Origin of the sequence: Paraburkholderia aromaticivorans, from assembly GCF_012689525.1 — a bacterium.
GTDB classification, from domain to species: Bacteria; Pseudomonadota; Gammaproteobacteria; order Burkholderiales; family Burkholderiaceae; genus Paraburkholderia; species Paraburkholderia aromaticivorans_A.
The window spans coordinates 3,551,704-3,577,173 of the sequence record NZ_CP051515.1 but is presented as its reverse complement, the minus strand read 5'-3'; the positions used below and the strand labels follow the sequence as shown (position 1 = coordinate 3,577,173).

Annotated in this window: 22 protein-coding genes and 1 pseudogene; 12 read left to right on the top strand and 11 right to left on the bottom strand. The window is 63.0% G+C overall.

The window, feature by feature from the left end; all coding sequences use genetic code 11:
- Nucleotides 1-236: 236 nt before the first annotated feature.
- Entirely contained in the window at nt 237-1,229 is a 993-nt protein-coding gene (locus HF916_RS27760; protein ID WP_168791923.1) for a LysR family transcriptional regulator, read from the bottom strand.
- Complete coding sequence (locus HF916_RS27755; RefSeq protein ID WP_168791922.1) at nt 1,226-2,650, bottom strand: MFS transporter; 1,425 nt, start codon at nt 2,648-2,650, stop codon at nt 1,226-1,228. Before HF916_RS27755 ends, HF916_RS27760 begins: the two co-directional genes overlap by 4 nt.
- A gap of 86 nt (nt 2,651-2,736) precedes the next feature.
- On the opposite strand from HF916_RS27755, the gene HF916_RS27750 reads away from it, so the two are divergent.
- The 4 genes from HF916_RS27750 to HF916_RS27735 all read left to right on the top strand — a co-directional run bounded on the left by HF916_RS27750 (nt 2,737) and on the right by HF916_RS27735 (nt 6,958).
- A complete protein-coding gene (locus tag HF916_RS27750) occupies nt 2,737-3,393 on the top strand; it encodes a helix-turn-helix transcriptional regulator (protein WP_168791921.1) in 657 nt (218 codons plus the stop codon).
- A gap of 222 nt (nt 3,394-3,615) precedes the next feature.
- Entirely contained in the window at nt 3,616-5,799 is a 2,184-nt protein-coding gene (locus tag HF916_RS27745) for a hypothetical protein (protein ID WP_168791920.1), read from the top strand.
- A 110-nt stretch (nt 5,800-5,909) separates the two neighbouring features.
- On the top strand, nt 5,910-6,167 hold the full coding sequence (locus HF916_RS27740) for a hypothetical protein (RefSeq protein WP_012428738.1): 258 nt from the start codon (nt 5,910-5,912) through the stop codon (nt 6,165-6,167).
- Between the two features lie 191 nt (nt 6,168-6,358).
- The gene (locus HF916_RS27735) at nt 6,359-6,958 is read left to right on the top strand and encodes a LysE family translocator (protein ID WP_168791919.1); all 600 of its coding nucleotides are present in this window, start codon (nt 6,359-6,361) and stop codon (nt 6,956-6,958) included.
- A 20-nt stretch (nt 6,959-6,978) separates the two neighbouring features.
- Here the strand turns inward: HF916_RS27735 and HF916_RS27730 are convergent, their stop codons facing one another.
- From HF916_RS27730 to HF916_RS27700, 7 genes and pseudogenes are all read right to left on the bottom strand, one after another.
- Nucleotides 6,979-8,214 (bottom strand): winged helix-turn-helix domain-containing protein, encoded by a 1,236-nt coding sequence (locus HF916_RS27730; RefSeq protein WP_168791918.1) that lies wholly within the window; start codon nt 8,212-8,214, stop codon nt 6,979-6,981.
- A 97-nt stretch (nt 8,215-8,311) separates the two neighbouring features.
- Nucleotides 8,312-8,593 carry a hypothetical protein gene (locus HF916_RS27725; protein ID WP_168791917.1) on the bottom strand — a complete coding sequence of 94 codons (282 nt, stop codon included), beginning with the start codon at nt 8,591-8,593 and terminating at the stop codon, nt 8,312-8,314.
- 140 nt (nt 8,594-8,733) lie between these two features.
- Complete coding sequence (locus tag HF916_RS27720; RefSeq protein WP_168791916.1) at nt 8,734-10,464, bottom strand: FAD-dependent oxidoreductase; 1,731 nt, start codon at nt 10,462-10,464, stop codon at nt 8,734-8,736.
- 90 nt (nt 10,465-10,554) lie between these two features.
- Nucleotides 10,555-11,547: a DedA family protein/thiosulfate sulfurtransferase GlpE gene (locus HF916_RS27715; RefSeq protein WP_168791915.1), complete on the bottom strand. Its 993-nt coding sequence runs from the start codon at nt 11,545-11,547 to the stop codon at nt 10,555-10,557.
- Nucleotides 11,548-11,888: 341 nt separating this feature from the next.
- Nucleotides 11,889-12,140, bottom strand: a complete 252-nt coding sequence (locus HF916_RS27710; RefSeq protein WP_168791914.1) for a hypothetical protein — start codon at nt 12,138-12,140, stop codon at nt 11,889-11,891.
- A 295-nt stretch (nt 12,141-12,435) separates the two neighbouring features.
- Nucleotides 12,436-13,044 (bottom strand): DinB family protein, encoded by a 609-nt coding sequence (locus tag HF916_RS27705; protein WP_168791913.1) that lies wholly within the window; start codon nt 13,042-13,044, stop codon nt 12,436-12,438.
- Between the two features lie 475 nt (nt 13,045-13,519).
- Nucleotides 13,520-13,770 (bottom strand): annotated as a pseudogene (locus HF916_RS27700) (methyl-accepting chemotaxis protein); the annotation flags it as partial.
- A 303-nt stretch (nt 13,771-14,073) separates the two neighbouring features.
- On the opposite strand from HF916_RS27700, the gene HF916_RS51750 reads away from it, so the two are divergent.
- Nucleotides 14,074-15,300: a hypothetical protein gene (locus HF916_RS51750; RefSeq protein ID WP_346777725.1), complete on the top strand. Its 1,227-nt coding sequence runs from the start codon at nt 14,074-14,076 to the stop codon at nt 15,298-15,300.
- Nucleotides 15,206-17,620, top strand: a complete 2,415-nt coding sequence (locus HF916_RS27695; protein WP_346777724.1) for an ATP-binding protein — start codon at nt 15,206-15,208, stop codon at nt 17,618-17,620. Before HF916_RS51750 ends, HF916_RS27695 begins: the two co-directional genes overlap by 95 nt.
- 22 nt (nt 17,621-17,642) lie before the next feature.
- Here the strand turns inward: HF916_RS27695 and HF916_RS27690 are convergent, their stop codons facing one another.
- Both HF916_RS27690 and HF916_RS27685 read right to left on the bottom strand, forming a co-directional pair.
- Entirely contained in the window at nt 17,643-18,044 is a 402-nt protein-coding gene (locus HF916_RS27690; RefSeq protein WP_168791912.1) for a RidA family protein, read from the bottom strand.
- Nucleotides 18,045-18,145: 101 nt separating this feature from the next.
- Nucleotides 18,146-19,546, bottom strand: coding sequence for a GntP family permease (locus HF916_RS27685; protein WP_168791911.1), 1,401 nt, complete (start codon nt 19,544-19,546; stop codon nt 18,146-18,148).
- 311 nt (nt 19,547-19,857) lie between these two features.
- Between HF916_RS27685 and HF916_RS27680 the strand changes: the two genes are divergently transcribed.
- From HF916_RS27680 to fae, 6 genes are all read left to right on the top strand, one after another.
- Nucleotides 19,858-21,339 carry a sigma-54 interaction domain-containing protein gene (locus HF916_RS27680; RefSeq protein WP_168791910.1) on the top strand — a complete coding sequence of 494 codons (1,482 nt, stop codon included), beginning with the start codon at nt 19,858-19,860 and terminating at the stop codon, nt 21,337-21,339.
- An 87-nt stretch (nt 21,340-21,426) separates the two neighbouring features.
- On the top strand, nt 21,427-21,687 hold the full coding sequence (locus HF916_RS27675) for a hypothetical protein (protein ID WP_168791909.1): 261 nt from the start codon (nt 21,427-21,429) through the stop codon (nt 21,685-21,687).
- 514 nt (nt 21,688-22,201) lie between these two features.
- Nucleotides 22,202-22,405 (top strand): hypothetical protein, encoded by a 204-nt coding sequence (locus tag HF916_RS27670; protein WP_168791908.1) that lies wholly within the window; start codon nt 22,202-22,204, stop codon nt 22,403-22,405.
- Between the two features lie 265 nt (nt 22,406-22,670).
- Nucleotides 22,671-23,870 carry a serine hydrolase domain-containing protein gene (locus HF916_RS27665; RefSeq protein ID WP_168791907.1) on the top strand — a complete coding sequence of 400 codons (1,200 nt, stop codon included), beginning with the start codon at nt 22,671-22,673 and terminating at the stop codon, nt 23,868-23,870.
- A gap of 135 nt (nt 23,871-24,005) precedes the next feature.
- On the top strand, nt 24,006-24,296 hold the full coding sequence (locus HF916_RS27660; protein ID WP_168791906.1) for an H-NS family nucleoid-associated regulatory protein: 291 nt from the start codon (nt 24,006-24,008) through the stop codon (nt 24,294-24,296).
- 613 nt (nt 24,297-24,909) lie between these two features.
- Nucleotides 24,910-25,434: a formaldehyde-activating enzyme gene (fae, locus tag HF916_RS27655; protein ID WP_168791905.1), complete on the top strand. Its 525-nt coding sequence runs from the start codon at nt 24,910-24,912 to the stop codon at nt 25,432-25,434.
- The last annotated feature ends 36 nt before the right edge of the window (nt 25,435-25,470 follow it).

Below are 25,470 nucleotides of genomic sequence, written 5' to 3'. Positions count from 1 at the left end.
GCGCCGAAGTGACATCGTTTGGCGACGCGTCGATTGATCAAAGGTGATGATTCAGATCGGCACGGCCGCACCTATGGGCGTTTGAGGTGAGTATTATCGGGAGTTGAGAAAGCGGTTGTGGAATGCACGGGTGAGCCGGCAGACGGGGCAGCCGGCGATCGTGTCGCCTGCTGTCGCCGCGGCGGAAGCGGCGGCCGTGCAGGCTGCAACGGCACATCACGCGTGAAATCGACAAGCTAGTCAAGCTGCGCGAGTACGGCGTCGTGAGTCGAATCGAGCACCGGCCACGGCGGCGAATCGGCTCGCGGCGGCGGCGCCGTTCTCACCATGCCAGGCGCGCTTTCGAATACCTCGACGAGCCAGTCGACGAAAGCGCGCACACGCGGCGAGATCTGGCGGCTCTTCACATACGTCACTGAAACGGGCACCGGCGCGGGTCTGCACTTCGGCAACACGTCGACCAACTGTCCCGACGCAAAATACGGCGCGGCGACGGCGCGTCCGAGCTGAATCAAGCCGAGGCCTTCGAGTCCGCAAGCGAGGTAAGTGTGTTCGTCGTTCACCTGGATGAAGCTGTCCACTTTCACCTTGCTGGAGCGCGCCGCGACGCTGAAGTCGAAGTCCATACGGCGGCCGGTTTGCGTCGACAGCCAGTGCACGGCGACGTGATCCGAGAGATCGTCGAGATGGCGCGGCTCGCCGAATCGCGCGAGATACGCAGGGCTCGCGCAGGTCACGCGTTCGATCAAACCGAGGCGGCGCGCGAGCAGGCGTGAGTCCGGCAACTCGCCCAGCTCGATGCTGCAATCCACGCTCTCACCAACCCGATCGAGCGAGCGATGCTGCACGCCGAGCGCCAGTTCCACATGCGGATGCTGCGCATGAAACGTAGCCAATGCCGGCACCACGATCGACGCCGCGATCATGCCCGGCATGGCCACGCGCAGGCGGCCGCGCAAATTTTCCGGCCGGTTGAAAAGGCCCGATTCGACTTCTTCGATTGCCGCGAGTATCTGTGCGCAGCGTTCGTAATAGGCGGCGCCTTCGGCGGTCAGCGTGACCTTGCGCGTCGTGCGCACCAGCAGTTGCACGCCGAGCAGCGACTCGAGCGCCTGCACGGTCGTGGTCGCGGTGGCGCGCGGCACTTCGAGCGATTCCGCAGCGCGCGTGAAACTGCTCGTATCGACGATGCGTACGAAAATCCGCATGGCCTGCACGCGATCTATCACGATGCTTCTCCGGTTGAGCGCGACTGCTGGCGTATCAATCCCGCCGCGAGCAGCGGCGCGATCGCAAAGATCGCGAACAGCCACAGCGTGGTCTGTTGCGCGCCCGGCAGCGCGGCGAGCGTGGTGAGACCCGCGCCGTTCGCGACGAGGCCGGCGAGTGCCGAGCCGAGCGCCATCGCGAAGAGTTGAATGGTGGTGATCGAGAGCGATGCGAGGTTCTCCTCGCCGGATTGCGCGGCGGTGAATACGCGCGTCAGCAGATGCGGCCAGCCGATCCCGACACCCAGTCCGACGCTGACGAGCGCCGCGCACAGCGTCAGCGTTCCGCTTGCGCTATCGAACAAGCCGGCTTGCGGCATTAGCCACGCAAGCGCGGCGAGACCGAGCGCTTCGACGATCGGTCCCGCGCGGCTCAAGCGTTGCGCGGCGACGGCGGAGCGTCCGGCGCTGAACATGGAACCGACCGACCAGCCGGCCGCGATCAAGGCGGTCAGATAACCGGCCGCGAGCGGCGAGCGGCCATGAATCGTCTGCAAGAAATACGGCAGGTAGATTTCACTGGTCACGCCGATGCCGAGCAGGCTCATGCACGCATAAATGCTGCCGATGCGCGTGCGAATCGAATACGAGCCGCTCGGCAACAAGCGCGTACGCGTTCTGTCGCGTTCGAGTCTCGCGAGCAGCCAGACGAAGCCGAGGCCGGCCGCGACGCCGATGGCGTTCCACACCATGTTCTCGCTCAAGGCGGCAAGCGAAATCACCAGAACAGATGCGCTGAGCAGCACGACCTTGAGCAACGGAACGGGCGCCGCCGCGCCGGTCGCGTGTTTGCCGTCCACCTCGCGATGCACGATCACGGCGAGCAGCAGGATGGCCGGCAGCAGGACCCAGAACGCGAGCCGCCAGTCGCCCAGTTCCGCGAAGATGCCGCCGAGCGCGGGCCCGCACAACGTGGCGACGCCCCACATGCCCGACACCAGTCCCATCGCGCGAGGCCACAGGCGCTCTTCGAACACGACGCGAATCAGCGCATAGCTGAGTGCGAGCAGAATGCCGCCGCCGAGACCTTGGAGCGTGCGCCCGGCCAGCATCCACGGCATGGAGGGCGCGCTCGCGCAGACCACCGTGCCCAACGCGAATACGGCGAGCGCGCTGAAGTAAGCGCCGCGCGCGCCGAGCACCGCAAGCAGACGTACCGACAACACCGAACCCAGAATCGACGCCACCACGAATAGCGTGGTGTTCCACGCATACAGTTCGAGTCCGCCGATGTCGTGCACGACCGAGGGCAGGATCGTCGTCGCGACATAGACGTTGGTGGCGTGCAGCGCGACACCGCCGGCCAGTCCCAACGCCCGCCAGCCGTTGCTGCCACTGAGAAGATCGCTCCATGCGGGCGCATTCGATTGCAGATTTTTCATGTCGTGGACAGCCGTGCGAGGCTGGCTTATTATGCAAGTGTTGGCTTGGATAATAATGGCACTCGATGAGATATGCAAATGAAAGCTTGGAAAATTCACCGGGCGTCGCGTCGATCGCGACGACAGCTGTGCCGGTGGATCGCATCCTGAATCTGTTGAAAGTGCAGGGGCCGTTGTCGACCGCGTCGATCGCGGGCGAACTCGATATCACTGTCGAGGCGGCGCGCCAGCAAATCCAGAAGTTGCTGAGCGGCGGGTTGATAGCAGGGCGTCAGGCTTCGCAAACGGGGCCGGGGCGGCCCAGTCAAAGTTGGGCTTTGACGGACGCGGGCAACGCGCGCTTTCCCGACACGCATCCGCAATTGACGGTGCAATTGCTCGGTTCGATTCGTAAGCTATTCGGTGAAGCGGGCCTCGACAAGTTGATCGACCAGCGCGCCATTGGAACGCGCGCGAATTATCTGGCAGCGCTCAAGCCGGTCAAAGGCCTCAAGGCGCGGCTCGCGAAGCTGGCGGAAATTCGCAGCGCCGAGGGCTACATGGCGGAGTTGCAAAAAGACGGACGCGACTGGCTGCTGCTCGAAAACCATTGCCCGATTTGTGCGGCGGCGCGAACCTGCCAGGGATTTTGCCGCACGGAGTTGCAACTCTTTGCGGAGATCGTGGGCGAAGACGGTTCGATTGAGCGCGAGGAGCATGTGCTGGCCGGCGCGCGGCGGTGCGCTTATCGCATCCGCGCGTGAAGGGCAAATAGCACCGTATCGTGCGTGAGCTTATGCGCTTCGAATCGTTTTGGTAATTAAATATTTAACGCGAATTTTTTATAAATATATTTCCGATTTTTCTATGCGAGGATAAAGCGCCAACTTTCACGCATGCGCGATTGGCCATCGAACCGCATGCGCGCGAATGTACGGCGGAAATGCCGACCGTACGCGCTTCGCACCTCGCAAGGAAATACCGTCGTGACATTGTTCTCTCGCCTGGGCGTGGCAGTTGTTATCTTCAACAGCCTTATTCCGTTGAATACGTCAGCGCAATCGCAACTCAATTACACCACCTCATGGATCGGCAATAGCTTTGGTTTCGGCGACGGCAAATGGATGCAGCAGGATATTCAGGCCATCAGCGTCGGCGCCGACGGCACCGTGTACACCAACGCGCCCTGGGACGAAAGCGGCAGCGAAATCGCCGCCTATCGCGCGGGCGACAAGATTGCCGTAGCCGGCTCGACGCATGGCTGGGGCGCGGCCGGTGGCGACGCGGTCGCGGTGAATCACACCTACCTCTACGCGGCGATGTCGATCGGCAACGAGAGCAACGCTCTGGTCGGCGCGGACTTTCCCGCAGCCAACCTGACCTGGTACGGCATCACGCGCCGCACGCTCGCCAATCTGGCGACCGGCGCGCCGTTCAGCGGTGGCATCGGCAATAGCGCCAATGCGACGAAGAACAGCTTTCTGCCGCTCGAGACGGTAGGGACCGGTAACGACGCGAGCATTCGTGGCATGGCCGCCACCGACAGCGAACTGTATGTGGCCGATACCTACGCGAACCGGATCGTCGTGTTCGACGCGAATTCGATGCAGCGTTTGCGCTCGTGGAACGTGACGTCGCCGGGACGCATTGCGGTGGATACCGATTCGACACTGTGGGTGATGAGCGGCGTCTCGTCTGGAAGCCTAACTATTCAACACTACGCCGCAAATGGCACCACGCTCGCCGGCACATTGACACTGCCCGTGGGTGCTGTGCCGGCCGACATTGCGGTCACGCCGGCGGGGCAAATCCTCGTCGCCGACAATGGACCGTCGCAACAGATTCTCGTCTTTAACAAAGACGGCAGCGGTCAACCGCAAACCGCCGCGCCGATCGGCACGCGCAACGGCATCTTTCACGCGGTCAAAGGCGTGCCGGGCAATTGGCGCTTCAACGGCATGACGGGGATCGGCGTCGATCCCGCGGGCAATCTGTATGTCGCGCAGAACGGCGAAGGGCCGCGACCGGTCGGATCGGTATCGGTCGGACAAGGCGCGGTGCTCGAAAGCTACGTGTACAGTTCGCATGCCTTCAATTGGCGGCTGTACGGTCTGACGTTCGTCGATAGCGCCGCGTTCGATCCCGCCACGCCCAATTCCGTCTACACCGGCTCGAAGCGCTTCACGCTCGATTACAACCAGCCCGTCGGCCACGAATGGTCGTATGCGGGTTTCACGCTCGACCGTTTCGACTATCCGGACGACCCCGCGTTTCATCAGCCGCGCGGTGTGCGCGGCGAGCCGATGGTGCGTCGAATCAACGGCCAGCGGTTTCTCTACACGCTGGATCCAGGCGCGCATTATCTGAACGTCTATCGCTTCGACGCCGCGCACGGTGAAATGGCGATTCCGTCCGGCCTGCTCGCGCAAAATCCGCTGCCGGGCACATGGCCCGCGGCGCAGCCCACGTATGGCGAATGGCTGTGGCGCGACAGCAATGGCAACGGCAGCGTCGACGCCAGCGAGATCAGCAGCAATCCTTCGACCGGCAGCACCGTCGGCAACGGCTTCTGGTGGGTCGACACGCCGGGCAATGTCTGGCTCGCCACGCCGTTGAGCGGCATCCGCGAAATGCCGTTGCAGGGTCTCGATTCCGCCGGCAATCCGATCTACACGTACGCCAGCTCGAAGATGTTCACGATGCCGCAACCGTTCACGCGGATTGCGCGGATCGTCTACATCGCGGCGACCGATACCCTGTACATCTCCGGCTTCACGAGCGCGATTCCCTGGGATGCGACGCATTGGAAAGAGGCGGGCCCAGTGCTCGCGCGTTATGACAACTGGAGCTCCAGTACGCCGACACAGCAGTACACGATCTCGCTGCCCTGGAACACACAAAGCAATCCGCAAACGACGACCGTGGGCGTCGCGGTGGCGGGCAATTACATTTTCGTAGCGGAGCTGTACACGCAGAAGGTGGATGTCTACGACGCGCGCACCGGTCAGGCGGTCGGCTATATGACGCCGGGCGCGAGCGTCGGCAACACGAGCGGCTGGGTAGACGTGTATCTTGGTATCAGCGCGGTGCAACGCGACAATGGCGAGTATGTCGTGCTACTCGAGGACGACGCCCGCGCGAAAATTCTGATGTATCGATGGACGCCTTGACGCCGGTCGCATGCGTGCTGATCACGAATGGACGGCAACGCACGATCGGTATATAACAACGTGAAAGGATGGCTTGTTCACCGCTGCATCAACAGGAGCGAAGTTTCATCATGACGCAAGACGTAACGCCTAAGCCACCCACGGGCGACCGGCCCGATCTGGAAAACCTCGACGCGGCGCTCAGTCACGTGGATCAGCAGGTTTCGTCGGGCAGCATTGCATCCGGCGCCGCCAAGGGCATTCTGTATAGCCTGATCGAAACGCTCGGCACGTTCGTCGGCGATCCCGATTTGCCCGAGCATGCACGTTCCGGATACGAAGGTCTGCTGGAAGCCGCTCGCGAGCTACGCGCGAAGCTGGATCACTAAAGGCGACAGCGCGTTGCCGGTGGGCGGCGCGATTTACATCGGCATGCATGCCGATGTCGAATGGCCGTTGCTCCAGTTTGGTGTGACGGCATCACGTGGTTGCGATTCGTCATCGTAATTGGCCGCTGCATTTCGGCGCCGCCGCTGTCTATGATAAAAAGGCGCACTGTCTCCAACATTGCGCCTTTTTTATGCTCTCTGCGTCTGCTATCGCGCTGCTGGCCGTCGGCATTGTCGTCGTGCTGATTACGCCCGGCCCCGCCAATACGCTGCTTGCTGCGGCCGGCTTGCGCCAAGGCGTGCGGCGCTCGCTGCCGCTGATCGCCGCCGAACTGGGCGGCTATCTGGTCTCGATCTCGGTGTGGGGGCATTTTCTCGTCCAGGCGGCGCATGCGCTGCCCTGGTTGCCCTCGCTGTTGCGCGTGGCGGCTGGCCTGTACATCGCCTATCTCGCCGTCGACATGTGGCGCGCCGCAGTCGCTTTGCCCGACTCGGCGCAGCGAGCGAGCGGCATGCGCACGTTGTTCGTGGCCACGCTGCTCAATCCGAAGGGTTTGCTGTTCGCCGGCACGATCTTCCCGGCTGTCGCTTTTGCGCACCTGCCGGCCTACGCCTTCTCGATGCTGATGTTCGCGTGCCTGCTGGTGCCGATCGCGCTCGCGTGGATCGCGTTCGGCGCGGCGCTCGGCAGCGGCAAGCTCACCTGGCTCAATCCGGTGAAGATGCAGCGCGGCGCTTCGATCGTGCTCGGCGTGTTTTCCTTGTCGCTCGCGTGGGCGGCGCTGCATTGAGTGCGACGCTGATGCGGCGTTCAGGCGGCCACGCTGTCGCCCAAGGTGTCATCGACGTTTAACGCGTCGAGCCATTCCGGCGGCGCGGACGTGATTTCCAGTTGCGGCGTGCCATGCCAATCCGCGCAGCGTTGCAACGCGCGCCGCAGATCGCCGGCAAGACGCGCGCTCAGACGCACGCCCGGTTCGATGTGCAGCGACTTCAGTTCGAACACGCCTTGAGTTCGATGCGCTTTCGCATCCACGCGGCCGACCAGACGGCCGCGGCTCAGCAACGGCAATACGAAGTAACCATATTTGCGCTTTGGCGCGGGCGTGTAGCATTCGATCGCGTAGTCGAAGTCGAACAGCGCCGCCGCGCGCTTGCGGTCCCACACCACCGGATCGAACGGCGACAACACCGTAGTGACCGTCGAGGTGAGTTTGCCGCTCGCGGCATCGTCGAGTATTGCGGCGAAGTCTTGATGCACGTACGCGTCCTGCTTCCACCCTTCCACGCGCACCGGAGTCAGCTCGCCCTGGTCGGCGAGCGCATGCAGTTCGTCGCGATACGGGCGACGCGGCATCCGGTAGTAATCGGCGACCCAATCGGCGCGCGCGACGCCGAGCGCACGGCACGTGCGGCGTAACACGGCGTCGGTCACGGTGTGCGCGGGCGGCAGATCGCGCGCGTCGTGCCAATGCGGCAGCACGCGTTCGGTCAGATCGTAGACGCGGTGAAAATTGCGCCGCTCGGCCACCATCAATTGCCCGATCGCGAACAGCACTTCCAGATGGCGTTTCTCCGGCTTCCAGTCCCACCAGCCGTTGCCCTTGCCCGCCTCGCGAGCAAAATCCGCGGAGCGCACCGGTCCAGTCGCACGAATGTGCGCGAGCAACTTCTCAATGTCCTTGCGATGCTTCTTGTGCCACTCGGCCGCGTATTTCCAGCCCATCCCGCTTGGATCGAGCATGCGATGGCGCAGCAGGCCGTAATCTTCGATCGGCACGAAACACGCTTCATGCGACCAGTATTCGAATAGCTTGCCTTCGGCGAGATGTTCGTCGAGCCATTGCTGGGGATAAGTGCCGAGCCGGCTGAACAACACGAGATAGGGACTGCGCGCGACGACGTGGATCGTGTCGATCTGCAATTGCGCCATGCGGCGGATCGCGTCGAGCACGTCGGCCTTGACGGCCTTGCGGCGCGGCGGCGTCAGCAAACCTTGCGCAGCCAGATGGAGGGTGCGGGCAGCGGAAAGCGAAAGAGTCTTCACGCGGGCGTCGATCAATGAGTGACTGCGAAGGGGGCGAGCACGAGGCCCGGCCTGGATCAGCAGCCGCTACTGTAGCGTGAAGCGCCCGAACTTGCTTTTACCAGCCGCGCCCGTGATGCCGATCCCAGCCACGATGACGGCCATGATCGTGATGCCAGTGACGGTCGCCGCGATAGTAGTCGTCCCGGTAGCCGTAACCGTAGCCGTAGGCCGGTTGGGGCACGTACACGACCGGCGGCGGCGCATAGACCGGCGGTGCCGCATACACCGGCCCCGGCGTATTGACGAACACGCCGACGTCCACCCGCGCCGAGGCGGCAGTCGATGCGCAGGCGGCGGCAAGGCTGAAGGCGGCGAAAACGATCGCGCGTTGGAACATGCTTGTCTCCTGTCGAATGGCTAACGGCGATATTACGAGACAGAAAGACAAGCAGGTGCAACCAGTTGAAGGCGTGTGTAACAGCAGGTTACCCGCCGGCGGTTGCGAGGCCGGCGGCCATTTCAGACCGTCCAGATCATTCAGGCGCCGAGCGCGACCGCTTCTCCCGCCGACACCGCCAGCAGTTCATGAATCTGCGCGACCACGGCGGCGCCTTCGCCGACGGCCGCCGCCACGCGTTTGGTCGAGCCGGCGCGGGCATCGCCGATCGCGTACACGCCCTCAACCGTCGTCGCGAGATCGCAGACAGAGGCGCCGTCGGCGTTCGCGCCGGTCAGCACGAAGCCTTTCTCGTCGAGTTTGACGCCGCAGGTGCGCAGCCAGTCGGTATTCGGATCCGCACCGGTGAAAAGGAACAGATGGCGCGTGTCGAAATGATCGGTGCCGTCGGGCAACGGTTTTTTCAGAGCAACCGACGACAAACCGCTGTCGTCGGCATCCAGCCGCCCGATCTCCGAATTCGGATGCACGAACACGTTCGGCAGCGAGCGGATCCGGTCGATGAGATAGCGTGACATGGTGGCTTCGAAGCCGCTGCGCCGGATCAGCACGTGGACCTTGGCCGCATGCGTCGCCAGATAGACGATGGCCTGGCCGGCCGAGTTGCCGCCGCCCACCAGCACGACTTCCTGGCGCTTGCACAGCTTGGCTTCGACCGGCGACGCCCAGTAGTAGACGCCGCGCCCTTCGAAACGGTCGAGCCCTTCGAGCGCCGGACGTCGGTAGACCGCGCCGCTCGCGATCACAATCGCGCGCGCCGTGATATGCCCGCCGCACTTCAATTCCAGCCGATGCGGCCGCTCCGCGCAATGCAGCGCCTTCACGTTGACCGGAATCGCGACGTGCGCGCCGAATTTCTGCGCCTGCACGAACGCGCGGCCCGCCAGCGCCTGGCCGGAGATACCGGTCGGAAAACCGAGGTAGTTCTCGATCCGCGAGCTCGCGCCAGCCTGGCCGCCCGGCGCGCGGCTGTCGAGCACGATCACCGACAGGCCTTCGGAGGCCGCGTACACGGCGGTGGCGAGCCCGGCCGGGCCGGCGCCGACGATCGCGACGTCGTAGACATGCGCATCGTCGAGATCGGGCAACAAGCCGAGGCACGTGGCGAGTTCCGGCATGCTCGGATGACGCAGCACCGAACCGTCCGGGCAGATCACCAGCGGCATGTCTTCTTTTTGCGCGGCGAATTGCTCGATCAGACGCAACGCGTCTTCGTCGCGTTCGTCGATCACGGAATGCGGATGGCCATTGCGCGACAAGAAGCCTTGCAGCATGACGAGCCGGGCGTCGCTGCTGTTGCCGATCAGGATCGGTCCGCCCGCGCCCTTTTCGATCAGCGACACGCGCCGCAGGATCAGCGCGCGCATGATGCGCTCGCCGAGTTCCGCTTCGGCGACGATCAGCGCACGCAGCCGCTCTGGCGGAATCAGCAACGCTTCCACCGAACCGAGCGCCATGCCGTTGACCAGCGCGGGCCGTCCCGACAATTGACCGACTTCGGCAAGGAAATGCCCGGCGCCATGTTCGTTGATCAGCACTTCGCGCCCGATGCCGTCGCGCTGATAGACCTTCACGCGCCCTTCGAGCACCACGAACATACCGGGACCGGTGAGGCCGGTCTCGAACAACAGCTCACCGGCCTTCCAGTGGCCAATCTCGCCGAACTTGCGCAGACGGCCGATTTCGGCGCAGGTGAGCGCGGGGAACATCTGATGCATGCGTGTCGAGAGCGACGAAAACGGCGCGTCGGCGACGACGTCTGGTTGTGGCATTTCCGGTTGCTGCACTTCAGGTTCTTGAGTCGAAAGCATTGAACCGCTCCTTCGGTGTTCATTGATGGATCGAACGAGAGGCGAAGCGGCGCGGCGCCCGAAGGCGCGAATCCCGATGCGCTGCTTGCGCTACACGGCCTTCGGCGCGACGTCGTCGACCGCCACGTCGGGCGGCGGCATGTTGGGCAGCGATTCCACCGGCTTGCCCGAGTCACGCCAGGCTTCCATGCCGCCGCGCAGCGGCAGCACGTCGGAGAAGCCGGCTTCGTTCAATTGCTTGGCCATCCATGCCGCGGAAATCTCATTCGGGCAGGAACAGTAGATCACCAACTTCTGATCGTGCGGATAGGTCGCGACGATCTCGTCGAGCTGCCGCTCGTCGGCGAATTGCGAGCCCGGGATCACGAATGGATCGAGCGCGCGCTTCTCCTGCGAACGGATGTCGAACAGCACCGGCGTTTTGCCGGCCTTCACGAGCGCCGCCAGTTCGTCGATGTCGATCCGCGCGGTTGCGAGTTTCGAAATCAACTGGCGCCGGCGGATCCAGCGGTACGCGGCATACGCCAGCAGCAGGCCGACGGCGACCAGCGCGGCCGTGCGGCCAAGGCGCCCGGCCAGGGCGAACAGCATGTCGATCTGCTTCGCGAACAACGCGCCGATGATCAGGCCGGTGCCTGACCACAACGCGGCGCCGATGCTGTCGTAAGTGAGGAACGTGCGGTAGCGCGTGCCCATGGCGCCCGCCATCGGGATTGACACGATCGACAGTCCCGGCACGAACTTGGCCACCGCCAGCACTTTCACACCCCAACGGCCAAAAAAACGCTCGGTCTTTTTTACGCAGGTGTCACGCGAGAGCGACAGGCGACAAATGGTTTTCAGCGTATTGCCGCCGTACATACGGCCGGCGAAATACCACGCGCTGTCGCCGATCAGCGTGGCGAATATCGACAGGATGAGCACCGGCGCCAACTGCGTGCCCACAGAACCGGGATGCATGGCAGCCATCGCCCCGAACAGCACGAGCGACGGCATCGCCGGAACCGGCAGCCCGATCGAGGCGGCGAGCACGTTCACGAACACGAGCGCCGGCCCATATTGCTCGACGAGATCATGTAGCATCGGCTTACATCCGCAGCCCTTTCGGGCGCGGCGCAGGTAGGAATTGCAAAGGAGAATGCAAGGATTATGGACGCATTTTCAAGACGTGCAAACGCCTTGAAAAGATGCCCTTTACTTGGGTATGGAAAGCGCTATCTCAAGCGCACTGAGCCACTTGAAAGACGCATTAGCAGCGCGACTTGAACAAAACGAAAAAAGGTGCGAATGTCGCGCGCGGTGCTGAAGCGGAAATAATGCCCGATGGACGTCCGCAGACGCCGGCTCAGCAAGCAATTAGAGACCAGTGATGCTAAAGCGCCACGCGGCATTCGCACCGAAAGTGCAATGCCGCGTGACGGATTTCATTGACGATGATTGTGCTGTTCGCCCGGCAATTCGGCGCCGTGCGCGCGAATTGCGGCAATCAGTTCGGCCGGCGTGATTTCGTAGCGCACTTCGCGATGTATGCCTGGCTTGCGCTCATCGACTTCGATCAAAAGAATGCCTTTGCCGTCTTCTGTCGATTCGAGGCGCAGCGAGCGAAGTTCGCGCGCCGTTGCGTCGTCGTATTCGGCGAGCAGGGCCATTGACCCGGAAGACCCGGAAGTGCGCATCGAAGTTGTCCTTGTTCCGTTGTTGATCGAACCATTGTAAAGGCACGGTAGTGCGGCGTCTGTCGCGCCGCCGTCACGCTTTACGTGGTTGCCCGCGCGTTAACCCATTCGCCTGCCCGCGTGCCTTACGCCGCCAAGCGCGTTGACTGGCGCGGCCCGCCGGGCAGCGCGTATTGTGACGTCCTGCCGTGACAACCAGTTTAACGCGACTCTCGGTAACGACGGATGCATTTTTCGTGCCCCGTCACGGTGCGATCCTTCTCGATGACTGTCACGCAGTTGACGCGCTCTCCGGCTAGGGGAAATGGGCGGACCGCGACGTGGTTCGCGGCTCGCACATCGTGTCGAGATCGCCAAGTTCGGAAGCGCGCAGCGGTGCGTCGGCGGCGAGAAAAAACTCGTCGAGCTGCGGTGGGGCGGCCGCCGTGCCGCTCATCATCGCGTGAACTTGCCCGCGATGATGAATCTGATGGACGAAAACATGCGGCAGTACGCTGCCGACCTGCTCGCGTTGCACCCCGACCGACGGCCCGCGGTCGATCTCGATTTCGCGTGGCAGATCGTCGTCGCTCAGCGATTCGCAGAAGGCGAGCAGTTGCTGATCGCTCCGCGCTTGTGCATCCCATAGGTCGGCTGCGCGCTGATAGGGCAGTTCGTTATCGAAAATGGTGAGGCCTGCGCCGCCGCCGATCAGCGCGTCGAAGTAGTAACGGTCCACCAGAAGGATGTGATTCAACGTGAGTTGCAACGAAGGGAAGAAGCTCACCCTGCGCTCGGCGAACGCTTCGTCGGTCAATGTGAGGCAAGCGCGGTAGAGGCGCAGGTTTGACCACGCGTTGTTGCGCGCCATGGCGGTGAGGTGCGAAGACAGCGGATTGACGCGAGGCGAGTCGGAAGGGATCACGTCGGCCTCCGGTGGCGGGAATCGGCATGAGAAGGGGCTTGTGTCATCGTGGCAGCATGTGGCGCGAGAATGGAAACGCTGCCTGTCTAGCGTAGCATCGCATCGCTTTGTGCGAGGCGATCGTCGTGTGGCGAGTTTGTGAGGATGCACTCCCGTATTTCCTCACCGTTCACCTTATCTGCTGCACTGGCAACAACGAAGGATCGAAGGCGGAACCTCCACAATCCTCAACTGCGCATACACCAGAGTCAGCCCCAAAAAAATAGGCCCGTCCACGGAGGGGGCGGGCCGCTAAACGCCGTTGTTACTCGGGTCAGCCTGCCCTTGCAAACAACTGGGCGCTGACGGTGCCATCGTGCTGCGTCAATACTGGACTGTCGAGGTGGGAGTAACGCCGATCTATCAGATCAATGTAGCTTCTTCCTGCTCGACATCGCTTGCCATAGCTGGCGCGCGGCGTCGCCTGATCTCAGGCGTCGCTGCTCGCATTCGCCACGTCGACGATGATCGACGACACGCGGCCCGCCGCCTCGTCGATCACGCGCATCTGCGACGTTGTGCGTGCAACCAGTTCGATGCCCGCCGCAACTTCGTTCGCACTGGCTTTGACCACCAATTTGATTTCCCCCGACGACCCCGCGCCGCGTTGCGCCAGCATGCGCACTTCGGCCGCGACGACGGCGAACGGCCTGCTTCGCCCGCGCGCGCCGCTTCGACGGCGCCATTCCATGGCTTCCTGGCTGGTGCTAACCCGCGCGTCGGCGCGGTGCTTACTTGATTGCAAGGAATATCGGCAATTAACCCCGCTAGTCTTGACGGTTTCCCGGTAAACCGCTCAGGTTCAGCCTGGTCTAAGCCTTTAACACGGGGCTGTTTGGCGCATCGCGGATGGCGGCGTGAAATGGTGCCGCATGCGTCGCGCGATGCCTTCAAAAGGTCTACACTGCACTCCTCCAAGGACCGCAGACGCTCCTTGTCCCTTGATTTTGCAGCGGTCTGCCTGCGAGAATCTGCCACTTACGCGAGCTAATGCAGAAGATCCTCGACCGTACTCAAGAGTCGTTGGCGCAGGCTTTCGCCACGCTCGCGCAGAGCGCGAAGCGCCAACAGCGGCTCTACCTGGCGACGATCGGTTCGCTGATGCTGATCGTGGTGATCTTCGCGCTGGTGCTGATTGTCGTCGCCGGGCTCAAGCAGCTCGACTATCGCCGGGCCCTCGCGTCACAGAACGCCACCGACGTCTCTCTGCTCATCCACCAGGATGAGTCGTTCCTGCGGCGCGCCGAGTTGACGCTCGGTTATTACTATGGCCCATCCGGCGGGCGGAGCGCGCCGGATGCCATACAGCAAGCGATCCTGAAGACCGGCGTAGCGCTCGGCAAGACAGACGGTGTCGACTCAAATTTCGACATTGTGGTCGACGAAATCACGCGCAACGCTTGGGGCTTGCAATTGGGCGAAAAACTCGGGCGCCTCTACGAATCGGCGCAATCGACACTCGTCACCCAGCAGGCCTTTGAATTGCGGCAACGGGCAACGTTGATTGGGCTGAATGAAGACTATGTAGCGATTCTGCCTTCGCTGACTCAGCCGCTAGTGGGCCAAACCGGCGGTCCCGATCAGGCCGCAATGCCTGCGCCGCAACCGGCGATCGCGAGCGTGCTGCGCGAGACGCTCGAGCGCCGGATCGAGGCGCAAACCGGCAGGCGCGTGCCGCGAAAAGGCGAGTGTATCTGGCTCGGACCGTACCGTGATCCGCTGCAGAATCGTCCGGTGATTTCCGCGGTGAGCGCCTACTATGCCGGCGACACGCCGACCGTGCTAATCAGCACGAGCTTGCCGCTGGACGCGCTCGCATTGCGTATCGCGCCACCTGACAACGAGGGCGTGAATCTGCTGATGACGGTGGACCACCGCATTGCCGTGTCGTCGGTGCCGCTCGACGCCTCGATCGCCAACCTGGTGCAGCAGGCGGTGGCCGCTACGCCCACCCAGATCTTTCACTACGGCCGCGAAGGCGCGATTTTTCACGAGCCACTGGCGATGGGCTTCGGCCTCCTGGTCGGCTACGTACCATGGGGCGCGCTGGCCGTCGCACTCGGCTGGCAACTGGCGGTGATTGGCTGCCTGACGGCGCTCATCCTGATGGCAAATTGTGCTGATGGCCCGCTATTTCGGGCTGCGGTTGCTGCGCAATTCGTTCACGGAGACTTCACGCGCGCTGCAAAGCGAAATGCTCAACCACATTCTGGTTAGCGCGACGCCGGTCGGCTTGTGCATTGTTCGGCAGAGCGACTATTCGGTCCTGACCACCAACGCGCTTGCGATCGAGTTGCTCGGGATTGAGGCCGATGGCAACCGGCTCCCGCCGCATATCGTCGGCGAATTTCTGGTTCAGGCGCCGGATCAGCCGTCGGCCATGTCGTTTGCGCGGGTGGCTGCCTTCGTCGCGCCCGCGCGGCCGGCGCAGATGCTGCCTCAGTCTTTGCATCAATCGCCAACGAAGCAGCGAGACGAGCCGCAAACCTCGCTGCCGCCGGACCAGGACGGAGGCGCGCCCTCACGGTTTTTGCAATTCATTTACGCGCCCGCGCGTTACGCTGGCGAGAACGTGCTGTTCTGCGCGATTCTCGACGTCACCGCGCAGACCATGCTCGAACGCCAATTGCGGCATGCACAGCAAACGTCCGAGGCGCTGATGCGCGCGCGTACGAATTTCTTCGCCGCGATGAGCCACGAAATCCGTACGCCGTTGAACGCGCTGCTCGGCAATCTCGAACTTTTCGCCCGCACGCCCGGCCTCGAGGCGCATTCGCAACGGCTCGCAACATTGGGCCTTGCTGCAGGTGCGCTGCGCCGCGTTGTCAACGACATTCTCGACTTTTCGAAGATCGATGCTGGCGCGATGTCGCTGGTCACGGAGCCGTTTTGTCTGATCGACGATTTTGAAAGCATTGCGCTCTCCTACGCGCCGATGCATGGTGACCGCTCGATCCGTTTCTATGCGCTCTTCTCACCGACTCTCGAACAGACGTTGCTCGGCGATCGCATGCGCATCGCGCAGATCGTCAACAACTTGCTGAGCAATGCGTTCAAGTTCACCTCGACCGGCAAAATCACGTTTCGCGCCGAAGTGACGGACGATTCACCGGACCGCGCGATATTGACTTGCCGGGTCTCGGATTCGGGCGCTGGGATGAACGAGCAAACGCTGGCGCGGCTCTTCAAACCGTTTGCGCAAGGGGAGCAGAGTGCTTCGCGCGGAGCCGACGGCACCGGTCTTGGCCTGGTGATCTGCGCGCGCTTGTGCGAGCTGATGGGTGGTCAGATTGCCGCAGAGAGTGTGCCCGGCGTGGGCAGCGCATTCCGCGTATCGATTCCGCTCGCGAAGCCGGCCGTCGATTTGCGAGCGCCGGCAACGGTCCGTGAGGAGCGCGGAACGGTGCTCATCCTGTCCATGGAGCAGGAAGTCGGTGAATTTCTGGACCGCTGGCTCCAGCGCGCGGGTTGGGCAGGACACCTCGTGTCCTCATCGGCCGCCGCGCAGGCGTGGTTGCGCGTGAACCGGCCAGACGTGTTAATCGTCACCGGCGAATACGATCTCGAGGTGGTCGCTGCTCTGCGCGTGATGCAACGGGTCGGCGCCGTGTGGATCACGCGTGGCGGTCCGCACCATCCCGAGGCGCGCGGCGACGGCGTGCTCGAGGTGACTGAATTCAGCCGGTCGGCAATTCGGTCGGCGATCGAACTGGCGCGCGGGGGCACGTCCGCAGCTGCGCCGCCGACTCCTGCGCCCACAATGGCCGATCCGGTGGGAACCCATCCGGAGCTGCGAGGTCTTCCCGTCCTCGTCGCGGAAGACAATCCCTTGATCCAGAATCTGATCGCCGAACAACTGGTCGAGTTGGGGTGCGCGCCGACTATTGCCCACGACGGTAGGCACGCGCTGAGGTTGTTCGAACAGGCGAGTTTCGAAGTGGTGCTGACCGACATCCACATGCCGGAGATGGACGGTTACGAGCTGCTGGCCGCGTTGCGTAAGTTGCATGCGACCGTGCAGGTGCTTGCCTTCAGCGCCGTGGCCGAAAACGAGGAAGCGCACAACTGGCGCGAGCGTGGCTTTAGTGGGCATGTGGCCAAGCCGGCGTCGCTGAGTGAATTGCAAGCCGCGTTGCTGGCGGTGGCGTCGGCAACGCCCCCGGCACAGATACAGGCTGCACCGGAGAACGTAGCGTCAGCCGAGGCCATGGCCCCCGCTCCCAACGCAGCGAGCACGCTCAGCGCGGACGACAAGGCGCGCTACACGGCGATGCTCAAAGAGCACTTGCAAAAAGATCTGCTGAGACTGCTTGCGATCGTCGAAGAGGAAGACGTACAGGCGTTGGCCGGCTGGGCGCATAGCGCGAGCGGCGCGTTCGTCGTCGTGCAGGAACCGCGGTTCGTCGACCAATGCCGGCGGTTGCAGCGACTATGCAGCGACAACGGACGCTGGACCACCGAGATGGACGAACTCTCGATCTCGCTGCACGAAGCCTTATCCGATCACTACGGACTCGACGAGCAATCGGCGCATTGATACGCCATTCGGCTTCGCGCGCTCAACCCGGCCGTTTGGCGATGAAATCGATTTCGACGAGCGCATCGCGCGCCAGTGCGGTGACGCCGATGCAGGTTCGCGCCGGCAGCGCGTCGGCAGGGAAGAAGGCGCGGTAGATCTCGTTCATCGGCGCGTAATCGCGCTTGAACTCGGTCAGGAAGATGCGTGCCGCCACCACGTTTTGCAGACCGAGGCCCAGCCCCTGGAGCACCAGCACGAGATTGTCCATCACGCGCTTGGTCTGGGCGACCACGCCTTCGGGAAGCGGCACGGCGTCGTCGGTCGGGGAGGTCGGCATCTGGCCGGTCAGGAAGACCCAGCCGTCGGCCTCGGCAGCATGCGAGAACGGGCCGACCGGCGTGGGTGCTGTGGGAATCATCCAGAAAGAAGGCGCTGAGCTCATGGCAGGTGTGCGAGGCAAGATCGGTTGTCGGGATGACAAGGTAACCGATCAAAACTCAGGATGCCGGCGCGTTGCCGGCATCGTGCCCAGCCCCCACCCGCTCAGACCAAACCAGTCGCGTAATAGACTGCGATCACAAAGAACACAGCCATGGTCTTGATGACCGTGACCGCGAAGATGTCGCGATACGACTGCCGATGCGTCAAGCCCGTGACTGCCAGCAGCGTGATCACCGCACCGTTGTGCGGCAGCGTGTCCATACCGCCGCTCGCCATGGCGACGACCCGGTGCAACACTTCCATCGGAATATGCGCCGCTTCCGCGCCCTTGATGAATGTGTCGGACATGGCCGCGAGCGCGATGCTCATGCCGCCCGACGCCGAACCCGTGATACCCGCCAGCGAGCTCACCGAAACAGCTGCATTGACAAGCGGATTGGGAATGCTCTTCAACGCGTTGCTGACCACCAGAAAGCCCGGCAACGCTGCGATCACACCGCCAAAACCGTATTCCGACGCCGTGTTCAACGAAGCCAGCAGTGCGCCCGCCACCGCAGCCTTGGTGCCGATCGCGAAGCGCTCGCGCACGCGGTTGAACGCCGTCACGACAACCATGATGATGCCGAGGAGCAGTGCGCCCTCCACGGCCCAGATGGCGACCACGGCCTTGATCGTCGTCGTGACCGGTGCGTGAATGCCCGGCAGAATGTCCGGCGCAACGGTGTACGACGCGCCGTACCAGTTCGGAATCCAGTGGGTCAGCAGGAAGTTCGCGACGCCGACCAGAACCAGCGGCGCAACCGCCAGCAACGGATGCGGCAGTTGCTTCGATTCCACGCGATCCGGCTCGTTGATGAGATCCGTGCCGTAACCTTCGCCGGTCGCCATCGCCGAACGGCGGCGCCATTCCAGATACGTCAGGCCGACCACGATGATGAACAGCGAGCCGATCACGCCGAGTGCGGGCGCAGCCCACGACGTCGTCTTGAAGAAAGTGGTCGGAATGATGTTCTGGATCTGCGGCGTGCCTGGCAGCGAATCCATGGTGAACGAGAATGCGCCGAGTGCGATCGCGCCGGGCATCAGGCGCTTCGGAATATTGCTCTGGCGGTACAGCTCGGCGGCGAACGGATAGACCGCGAACACCACCACGAACAGCGAGACGCCGCCGTAGGTGAGCAGCGCGCACACCGCAACGATCACCGCATTGGCGCGCGAGCGGCCAATATAGCGGATCGCGGCGGCCACGATCGATTCCGAGAAGCCCGACAGTTCGATGACTTTACCGAACACGGCGCCCAGCAGAAACACCGGGAAGTAGAGCTTCACGAAGCCGACCATCTTCTCCATGAAGATGCCGGTGAAGACCGGCGCGACGGCCGCCGGATCGGTCAGCAGAACGGCGCCGAGCGCGGCGATCGGCGCAAATAGAATGACGCTGTAGCCGCGATAAGCGGCAAACATCAGAAACGCCAGCGCGGCGAGGACGATGACAAAGGACATTGAGTCTCCAAAGCTTGGTTGTTCTACATGGTCGCCGTCTCGAGGGTGCGGCGACATGGCGCCCGCAAATGCAGGTTCCGTGCCACATACGCGGCAACGGCCAGCCGCCTGATTTCGCAGACCGAAGTTCAAAACGCGATCCGGCCGATTGTACCCAAACGTCTCAAAAACGGGACGTAAATTGGCTGAAGTTAAGCCAAACTGAGGTTAAACCCTTATGCTGCAAGCTTGCTGGCGATCTCTTCAATGAGATAAGCTTGTCTACGAAATGAGACGGGCATAATAAAACGATAGCCGGAGACAGCGACAACATGATGAACGACTGGGCAGGCTTGCCTGCCACTTACGGCGACGTACTGCGCCGGGCGATGGATTCGCTCTTCCGCACATTCGAAAATTTCAGCGAAGGCACGTTTATCGTCGATGCCGACGCGCGCGTGGTCTGGATCAACAAACGCTATGCGGCGCGCTTTGGGTTTGCGGACCCGGCGCAGGCCATCGGCCGCGATTGCGAAGCGGTGATCCCGAACAGCCTGATGCGCGAGGTCGTCAACACCGGCAAACCGATTCTGCTCGATATTCTGGAAACGGACCGCGAACCGCTCGTCGTCACGCGTTTGCCGCTGAAAGACGACGCGGGCGCCACGGTGGGCGCGGTGGGCTTCGCACTCTTCGACGAACTGAAGGCGCTGACGCCGCTCTTTTCCCACTACTCGCGCGTGCAGGAAGAGTTGATCGCGACGCGCCAGTCGCTCGCGCAGGCTCGGCGGGCCAAATATACCTTCGGCAGTTTCGTCGGCACGAGCGCGGCCAGTCTCGAAGTGAAGCGCCAGGCACGTCGCGCCGCGCAACTCGAGTCGCCGGTGCTGCTGCTCGGCGAAACCGGCACCGGCAAGGAGTTGCTTGCGCATGCCATCCACGGCGGCTCGGCGCGCGCGAATCAGCCGCTGGTAACGGTCAACGTCGCGGCGATTCCCGACACCTTGCTCGAAGTCGAATTCTTCGGCGCCGCGCCCGGCGCCTACACCGGAGCGGACCGCAAAGGGCGCGTCGGCAAGTTCGAACTCGCGAACGGCGGCACGCTGTTTCTCGACGAAATCGGCGATATGCCGCTGCCTTTGCAGGGCAAGCTGCTGCGGGTGTTGCAAGACAAGGAGTTCGAACCGCTGGGGTCGAACCGGATCGTGCGCGCCGATGTCCGGATCATCGCGGCGACGTCGGCCGATTTGCCCGCGCTCGTCGCGGCCGGGCGTTTTCGCGCTGACCTGTTCTATCGGCTGAACGTCTTGACGATCCATGCGCCGCCGTTGCGCGAGCGAACCTCCGACATCGAGGCGCTGGCCTACGCGATGCTCGAGGATCTGTCGACGCAGGCGCGCGGCGCCAGTCACTTCGAATTGCAGGACGACGCGCTGCGGCTGCTGTGTTCGTACGGCTGGCCGGGCAATGTGCGCGAATTGCGCAACACGCTGGAGCGCGCCGTAATGCTGTCCGACAGCGAGCGGATCGATGCGCGGGCACTGGCGCCGTTTATCGGCTCGGCGCATGGCGGCGGCGCGCATCGTCCGAACGTGCCCTTGCCCGAGGCGCTTTCGACGGCGCACGCGGCAGGCGCGCAGGCTAGTGCGCCTGAACCGGCCTCGTGGAGTGAGGCGATGGCCGCCTTCGAGAAGCGATTCCTGAGCGACGCCTTGCGCGCCAATGGCGGTCGTGTGATCGACACGGCGAGCCAGATCGGCATGGGTCGCGCGACGCTCTATAAGAAGATCGCGGCATACGGCATCGACGTGTGACAACGTTCGGCGATGGCGATTGACGCAGCGTAATTGACGCGTGGCACAATCGCGTGATCGAAAAACAAGACGTGATCGGGGTTTCAAATGAAACGCAGTCTCTCCTTCTACGCGCGTCGGGCCTGTGCCACGCTGGCGGCCGGCGCCATGGTCGCGCTGAGCGGTTGCAGCAGCAGCGCGCCGCTGTTTTTGCCGGACGGCCGCGCGACGACGCTGGTGCAGTGCCCAGCCGGTTCCGACTCCTGCTCGCAGCAGGCCAGCGCAAGTTGCGGCGGTGCGTTCGATGTCGTGCGTCAGTCCACCGAGAACGGCACGCTCAACCTGATTTACGCCTGCCGGGCGAAATAACGGCGCGCCGGCGCAAGGCCGGCGCGACCAACGCCTCAAGCATTCTTCCTTCAGCCGCGGCTCGACAACGATTGCGGGCGTTTCGATCGTCGCACCGATTTCATTCGTGCGCGGCAAACGGGTTCACGCAATGCTTCAAGGTCGGCGCGATAAGCGTACGGCCGTCATAAAGACCTGCGTCTAATGCGGGTTCTCTCCGCGGCTATGATGCTCAATGGGTATTAATGCCACGCTTCATAATATTTTTCTTGTCGCCGAGCGCAATTAAAAACGTCCAATTCGCGTCGTTTAGCCAAGTCGGTGCGGCACCTAACGGAACGCGAAGTTCAGCCACAGTATTCTCTTGCCAGTGGCTCAAGATTCAAGCAGTGGGCAGGTTTTGCCGGTTTGGTCGCTTATGCGGAAAGTGCCAGGAAGGATTTTCCGTTCAGGCAAAAACCGGAAGTAATTGCGGCACGCTTTATGCTTCGATTTACACATTGAAAATAGTTCAACGAGTAATCCGGGGAAAGCAATGAATCATCACCAACTCGAAAAAGATATTGAACATCTTGAACACGTAATCTCGCATATCTCCGCGGCAGACCGCATCCCGCTGTCGTATTGGCGAAACCGCATCGACTCTGTTTCCGGCGCGGCCCTGGTGCCGGCGCAGGCGAACCGCGTCAAACGGCTCAACGCCGCGCTATCGGCTCTGGAGCAGCGCCAGAAAGCCTGAACGCCCCGCGCAGTGGACGGCTTTGACGTAACCTTCGATCGGGTAACGTTTTCTGCAAAAATAAGGGAACGTGACGGTCACATTGGCGGCGCGGCGCAGGGCGTTGTCTTGGCAGGATGGCAAGCCACGTCATTCGTCGCGCACGCGCTAACGGCGCCTTACGCTCCAGACGTCCGCCGTCCGCCGTCCGCCGTCCGCCGACGGAAAGCGCGCATCAGGTCAGGGCGAGCAGGCTGCCATCTCCCTCCACTGATTCAGGACGAACATGCAACCAGCAGGACTTTCCGCGTCTCGGCTGACGGCGCTGACCAACGCCATGCAAGGCTACGTGGAACGCGGTGAAGTGGCGGGCGTGGTGTCGATGGTCTGGCGGCGCGGCGAGATCGGCTATTTCGAGCCGCTCGGCTGGCGCGACGACGCGGCGCAGTTGCCGATGGAGCGCGACACGCTGTTCCGCATCGCCTCCATGACCAAGCCGGTGACCAGCGCCGCGATCCTGATGCTGATCGAAGAAGATCGGCTCGCCCTCGACACGCCGATCTCACTCTGGTTGCCGGAACTATCCGCGCCACGCGTGCTGCGCGACCCCACCGGCCCACTCGACGAAACCGACCCCGCCAGAGCGTCGCTCACCGTGCTCGATCTGCTGACGCACCGCGCCGGCTTCGCCTATCACTTCACCGCGACCGGCCCGCTGGCCGAGGCTTACGCAGCCGCTTTCAACGGATTCGAAGCGCACATGGACGCCAACGCCTGGCTTGCCCATATGGCAAGTTTGCCGCTCATGTTCCAGCCCGGTTCACGCTGGCACTACGGCATCGCGACCGATGTCCTCGGCGTCCTGATCGAACGCGTGAGCGGTATGACGCTCGGCGAGTTTTTCCGGACGCGGATTTTCGAGCCGCTCGGCATGCGCGATACTGCTTTCTGGGTGCCCGACGCGCAACTCGCCCGGCTGGCCACGGCATATGGTGTCGAACAGGGTACGCGGCGGCGTATCGTCGAGGACCATCCGTCGTCGAGCCGGTGGGCGGATCCGGACCGATTCCAGAGCGGCGGCGGCGGGCTGGTTTCGACGGCGCAGGACTACCTGCAATTCGCGCAACTGCTGCTCGGTCGCGGACGGGTCGGCACGACGCGTTTGCTGTCGCACCGCTCGGTCGATCTGATGCGCTCGAATTTTCTGACGCGCGACCAACGCCGCGTGTCGGCCTTCGGTCATGCGCTGTGGGCAGGGCAGGGGTTCGGCCTTGGCTTGTCCATCGTCGACGATCCGGCGCAGCAGCTGCCGCTCGGCTATCGCTCGATGGGCTCGTTCGGCTGGCCGGGTGCGTATGGCACGAGCTGGTTCGCCGATCCGGTGGAAGACCTGATCGGTCTGATGCTGATTCAAAGGCGCTCCGTCGAACCGTTTTCAATGACAGTGGACTTCGAACGCCGCGTGTACGATGCAATCGACGATTGAGCGAACCAACTGCGTCCGGGCCGGCGTCTTTTAAGCGCGTTACCCGCTCGCGGTGTCGGGCTTCTCTATCCGGCAATTTATTCGTCTGATAGTGTCCGCACTTCAGTTCTCGTCAAAATGATCGGAGCACCCGTCATGGCCTCGTACAAGCAGTTGACTGCCCAGCTCGAAAAACTCCACAAGGAAGTCGCGGCGGCGCGCGAGAAGGAAATTGCGCAGGCGATCGCCGAGATCAAGCAGAAAGTAGCCGAATACGACCTGACGGCTGAAGAACTGGGTTTCACGAGCAAGGGCACCGTGGCCCGCAAAACGCCTTCGGTCGCCAAGTATCGCAACCCGAAAACCGGCGAGACCTGGAGCGGCCGCGGCCGCTCGCCCGCGTGGCTCGCAGGCAAGAATCGGGAGCGCTTTCTGATCGAAGGTTGAAGTGCTTCAGCGCGTGACGTGTCCGCTCGTCGTGGGGAGCATTGTTTAAAGTGATGTCGCGTGCGGATTTTCTCGCACCTTTCTCACGCGGCTGAGCAAGTCCCGAAAACGCTCACCTTTCGCGTGAACCTGGCGCGTGAACCATAGGCTCGGATGGCGACCCGCGTCGGGCCTGGTTGCTTCGGTGAGCCTGGTTTCATCGAATCACGCACCTTGCAGCAAGCTTGCCGCTGCAGGCCGCCGTGACTGGCCCACTTCCTCCGAAACCCGCGCCAGCCCTTGCTGGCGGGCGTTCCCAGGCTGTGCGAAGAATCGCTGCAGCCGTCGCTTGAGTCCCTCTCAGTTGCGCCTCGCGCGTACGACGCTGTGCAGAATTTCGCTGCGCAGGTGCGCGACCGATCGTCGACACGCTCACCTTTCGCGGCGATTCCACAGTGTTGCTGTGATAGTCCCGAAAACCCTCACCTTTGCGCGCTTTGATACGCGCAGGCCGCCGCGCTCGGGGCTAACCCGGAGTTGAGTTCCTCTCATACCCCGCATCAAAACTCATCGATACATGGTCGCGGATGCCGAACGTCACAATCGGCCATCCAATCAACCTCGACGGAAGACCATGAGCGCATCGACGGACAAACAACTCTTTATCGGCGAAGGATTCGAAGGCCCCGGCGTCAATCTCGCGCACATCAACGTACTCGTTGGCCCGCGCAACGGCCCGGCTGGCCAGGCTTTCGCCACCGCATTGGCGACGCCTTCGGCGGGTCATGCGCCGTTCGTCGTGATCGCGCGTCCGGGCGTGCCGACCAAGCCGCTGACGCTGTATGTGAACAAAGCGCAGATCGGCAGCGAATTCCACGGCAACGCGACGTGGGGCGCCTCGCAAGCCGGTATCGCGAAGGCCGTGGCCGAGTCGCTGGAGAACGGCACGCTGCCGCCCGAAGCGGAAAACGACTGGGTGGTGGTGTCGGCAAACTGGGTCAATCCGTCAACCGACGATCTCGACGCCGTCTTCGAGAACAACTACCGCGCGTGCAAGAACGCGATCCTCGCGGCGATGAAGGGCCTGCCGCATCGCGATGAAGTCTTCGCCGCCGCGCGCGACGTATCGAACCCGTTCTACACACCGAAGCAACGTTAATGGCATACAGCGCGGTTCGGCGCGCTTCCTCGGAAT

Bases quoted from the DNA above. Each gene is read 5' to 3' on its own strand.
- HF916_RS27675 (WP_168791909.1), top strand. From the start codon at position 21,427: ATGAAACGCAGTCTCTCCTTCTACGCGCGTCGGGCCTGTGCCACGCTG.
- HF916_RS27715 (WP_168791915.1), bottom strand. From the start codon at position 11,547: ATGCTACATGATCTCGTCGAGCAATATGGGCCGGCGCTCGTGTTCGTG.
- HF916_RS51750 (WP_346777725.1), top strand. From the start codon at position 14,074: ATGCAGAAGATCCTCGACCGTACTCAAGAGTCGTTGGCGCAGGCTTTC.
- HF916_RS27725 (WP_168791917.1), bottom strand. From the start codon at position 8,593: ATGTTCCAACGCGCGATCGTTTTCGCCGCCTTCAGCCTTGCCGCCGCC.
- HF916_RS27680 (WP_168791910.1), top strand. From the start codon at position 19,858: ATGATGAACGACTGGGCAGGCTTGCCTGCCACTTACGGCGACGTACTG.
- HF916_RS27695 (WP_346777724.1), top strand. From the start codon at position 15,206: ATGGCCCGCTATTTCGGGCTGCGGTTGCTGCGCAATTCGTTCACGGAG.
- fae (WP_168791905.1), top strand. From the start codon at position 24,910: ATGAGCGCATCGACGGACAAACAACTCTTTATCGGCGAAGGATTCGAA.
- HF916_RS27740 (WP_012428738.1), top strand. From the start codon at position 5,910: ATGACGCAAGACGTAACGCCTAAGCCACCCACGGGCGACCGGCCCGAT.
- HF916_RS27665 (WP_168791907.1), top strand. From the start codon at position 22,671: ATGCAACCAGCAGGACTTTCCGCGTCTCGGCTGACGGCGCTGACCAAC.
- HF916_RS27685 (WP_168791911.1), bottom strand. From the start codon at position 19,546: ATGTCCTTTGTCATCGTCCTCGCCGCGCTGGCGTTTCTGATGTTTGCC.
- HF916_RS27710 (WP_168791914.1), bottom strand. From the start codon at position 12,140: ATGCGCACTTCCGGGTCTTCCGGGTCAATGGCCCTGCTCGCCGAATAC.
- HF916_RS27660 (WP_168791906.1), top strand. From the start codon at position 24,006: ATGGCCTCGTACAAGCAGTTGACTGCCCAGCTCGAAAAACTCCACAAG.
- HF916_RS27720 (WP_168791916.1), bottom strand. From the start codon at position 10,464: ATGCTTTCGACTCAAGAACCTGAAGTGCAGCAACCGGAAATGCCACAA.
- HF916_RS27755 (WP_168791922.1), bottom strand. From the start codon at position 2,650: ATGAAAAATCTGCAATCGAATGCGCCCGCATGGAGCGATCTTCTCAGT.
- HF916_RS27670 (WP_168791908.1), top strand. From the start codon at position 22,202: ATGAATCATCACCAACTCGAAAAAGATATTGAACATCTTGAACACGTA.
- HF916_RS27735 (WP_168791919.1), top strand. From the start codon at position 6,359: ATGCTCTCTGCGTCTGCTATCGCGCTGCTGGCCGTCGGCATTGTCGTC.
- HF916_RS27690 (WP_168791912.1), bottom strand. From the start codon at position 18,044: ATGAGCTCAGCGCCTTCTTTCTGGATGATTCCCACAGCACCCACGCCG.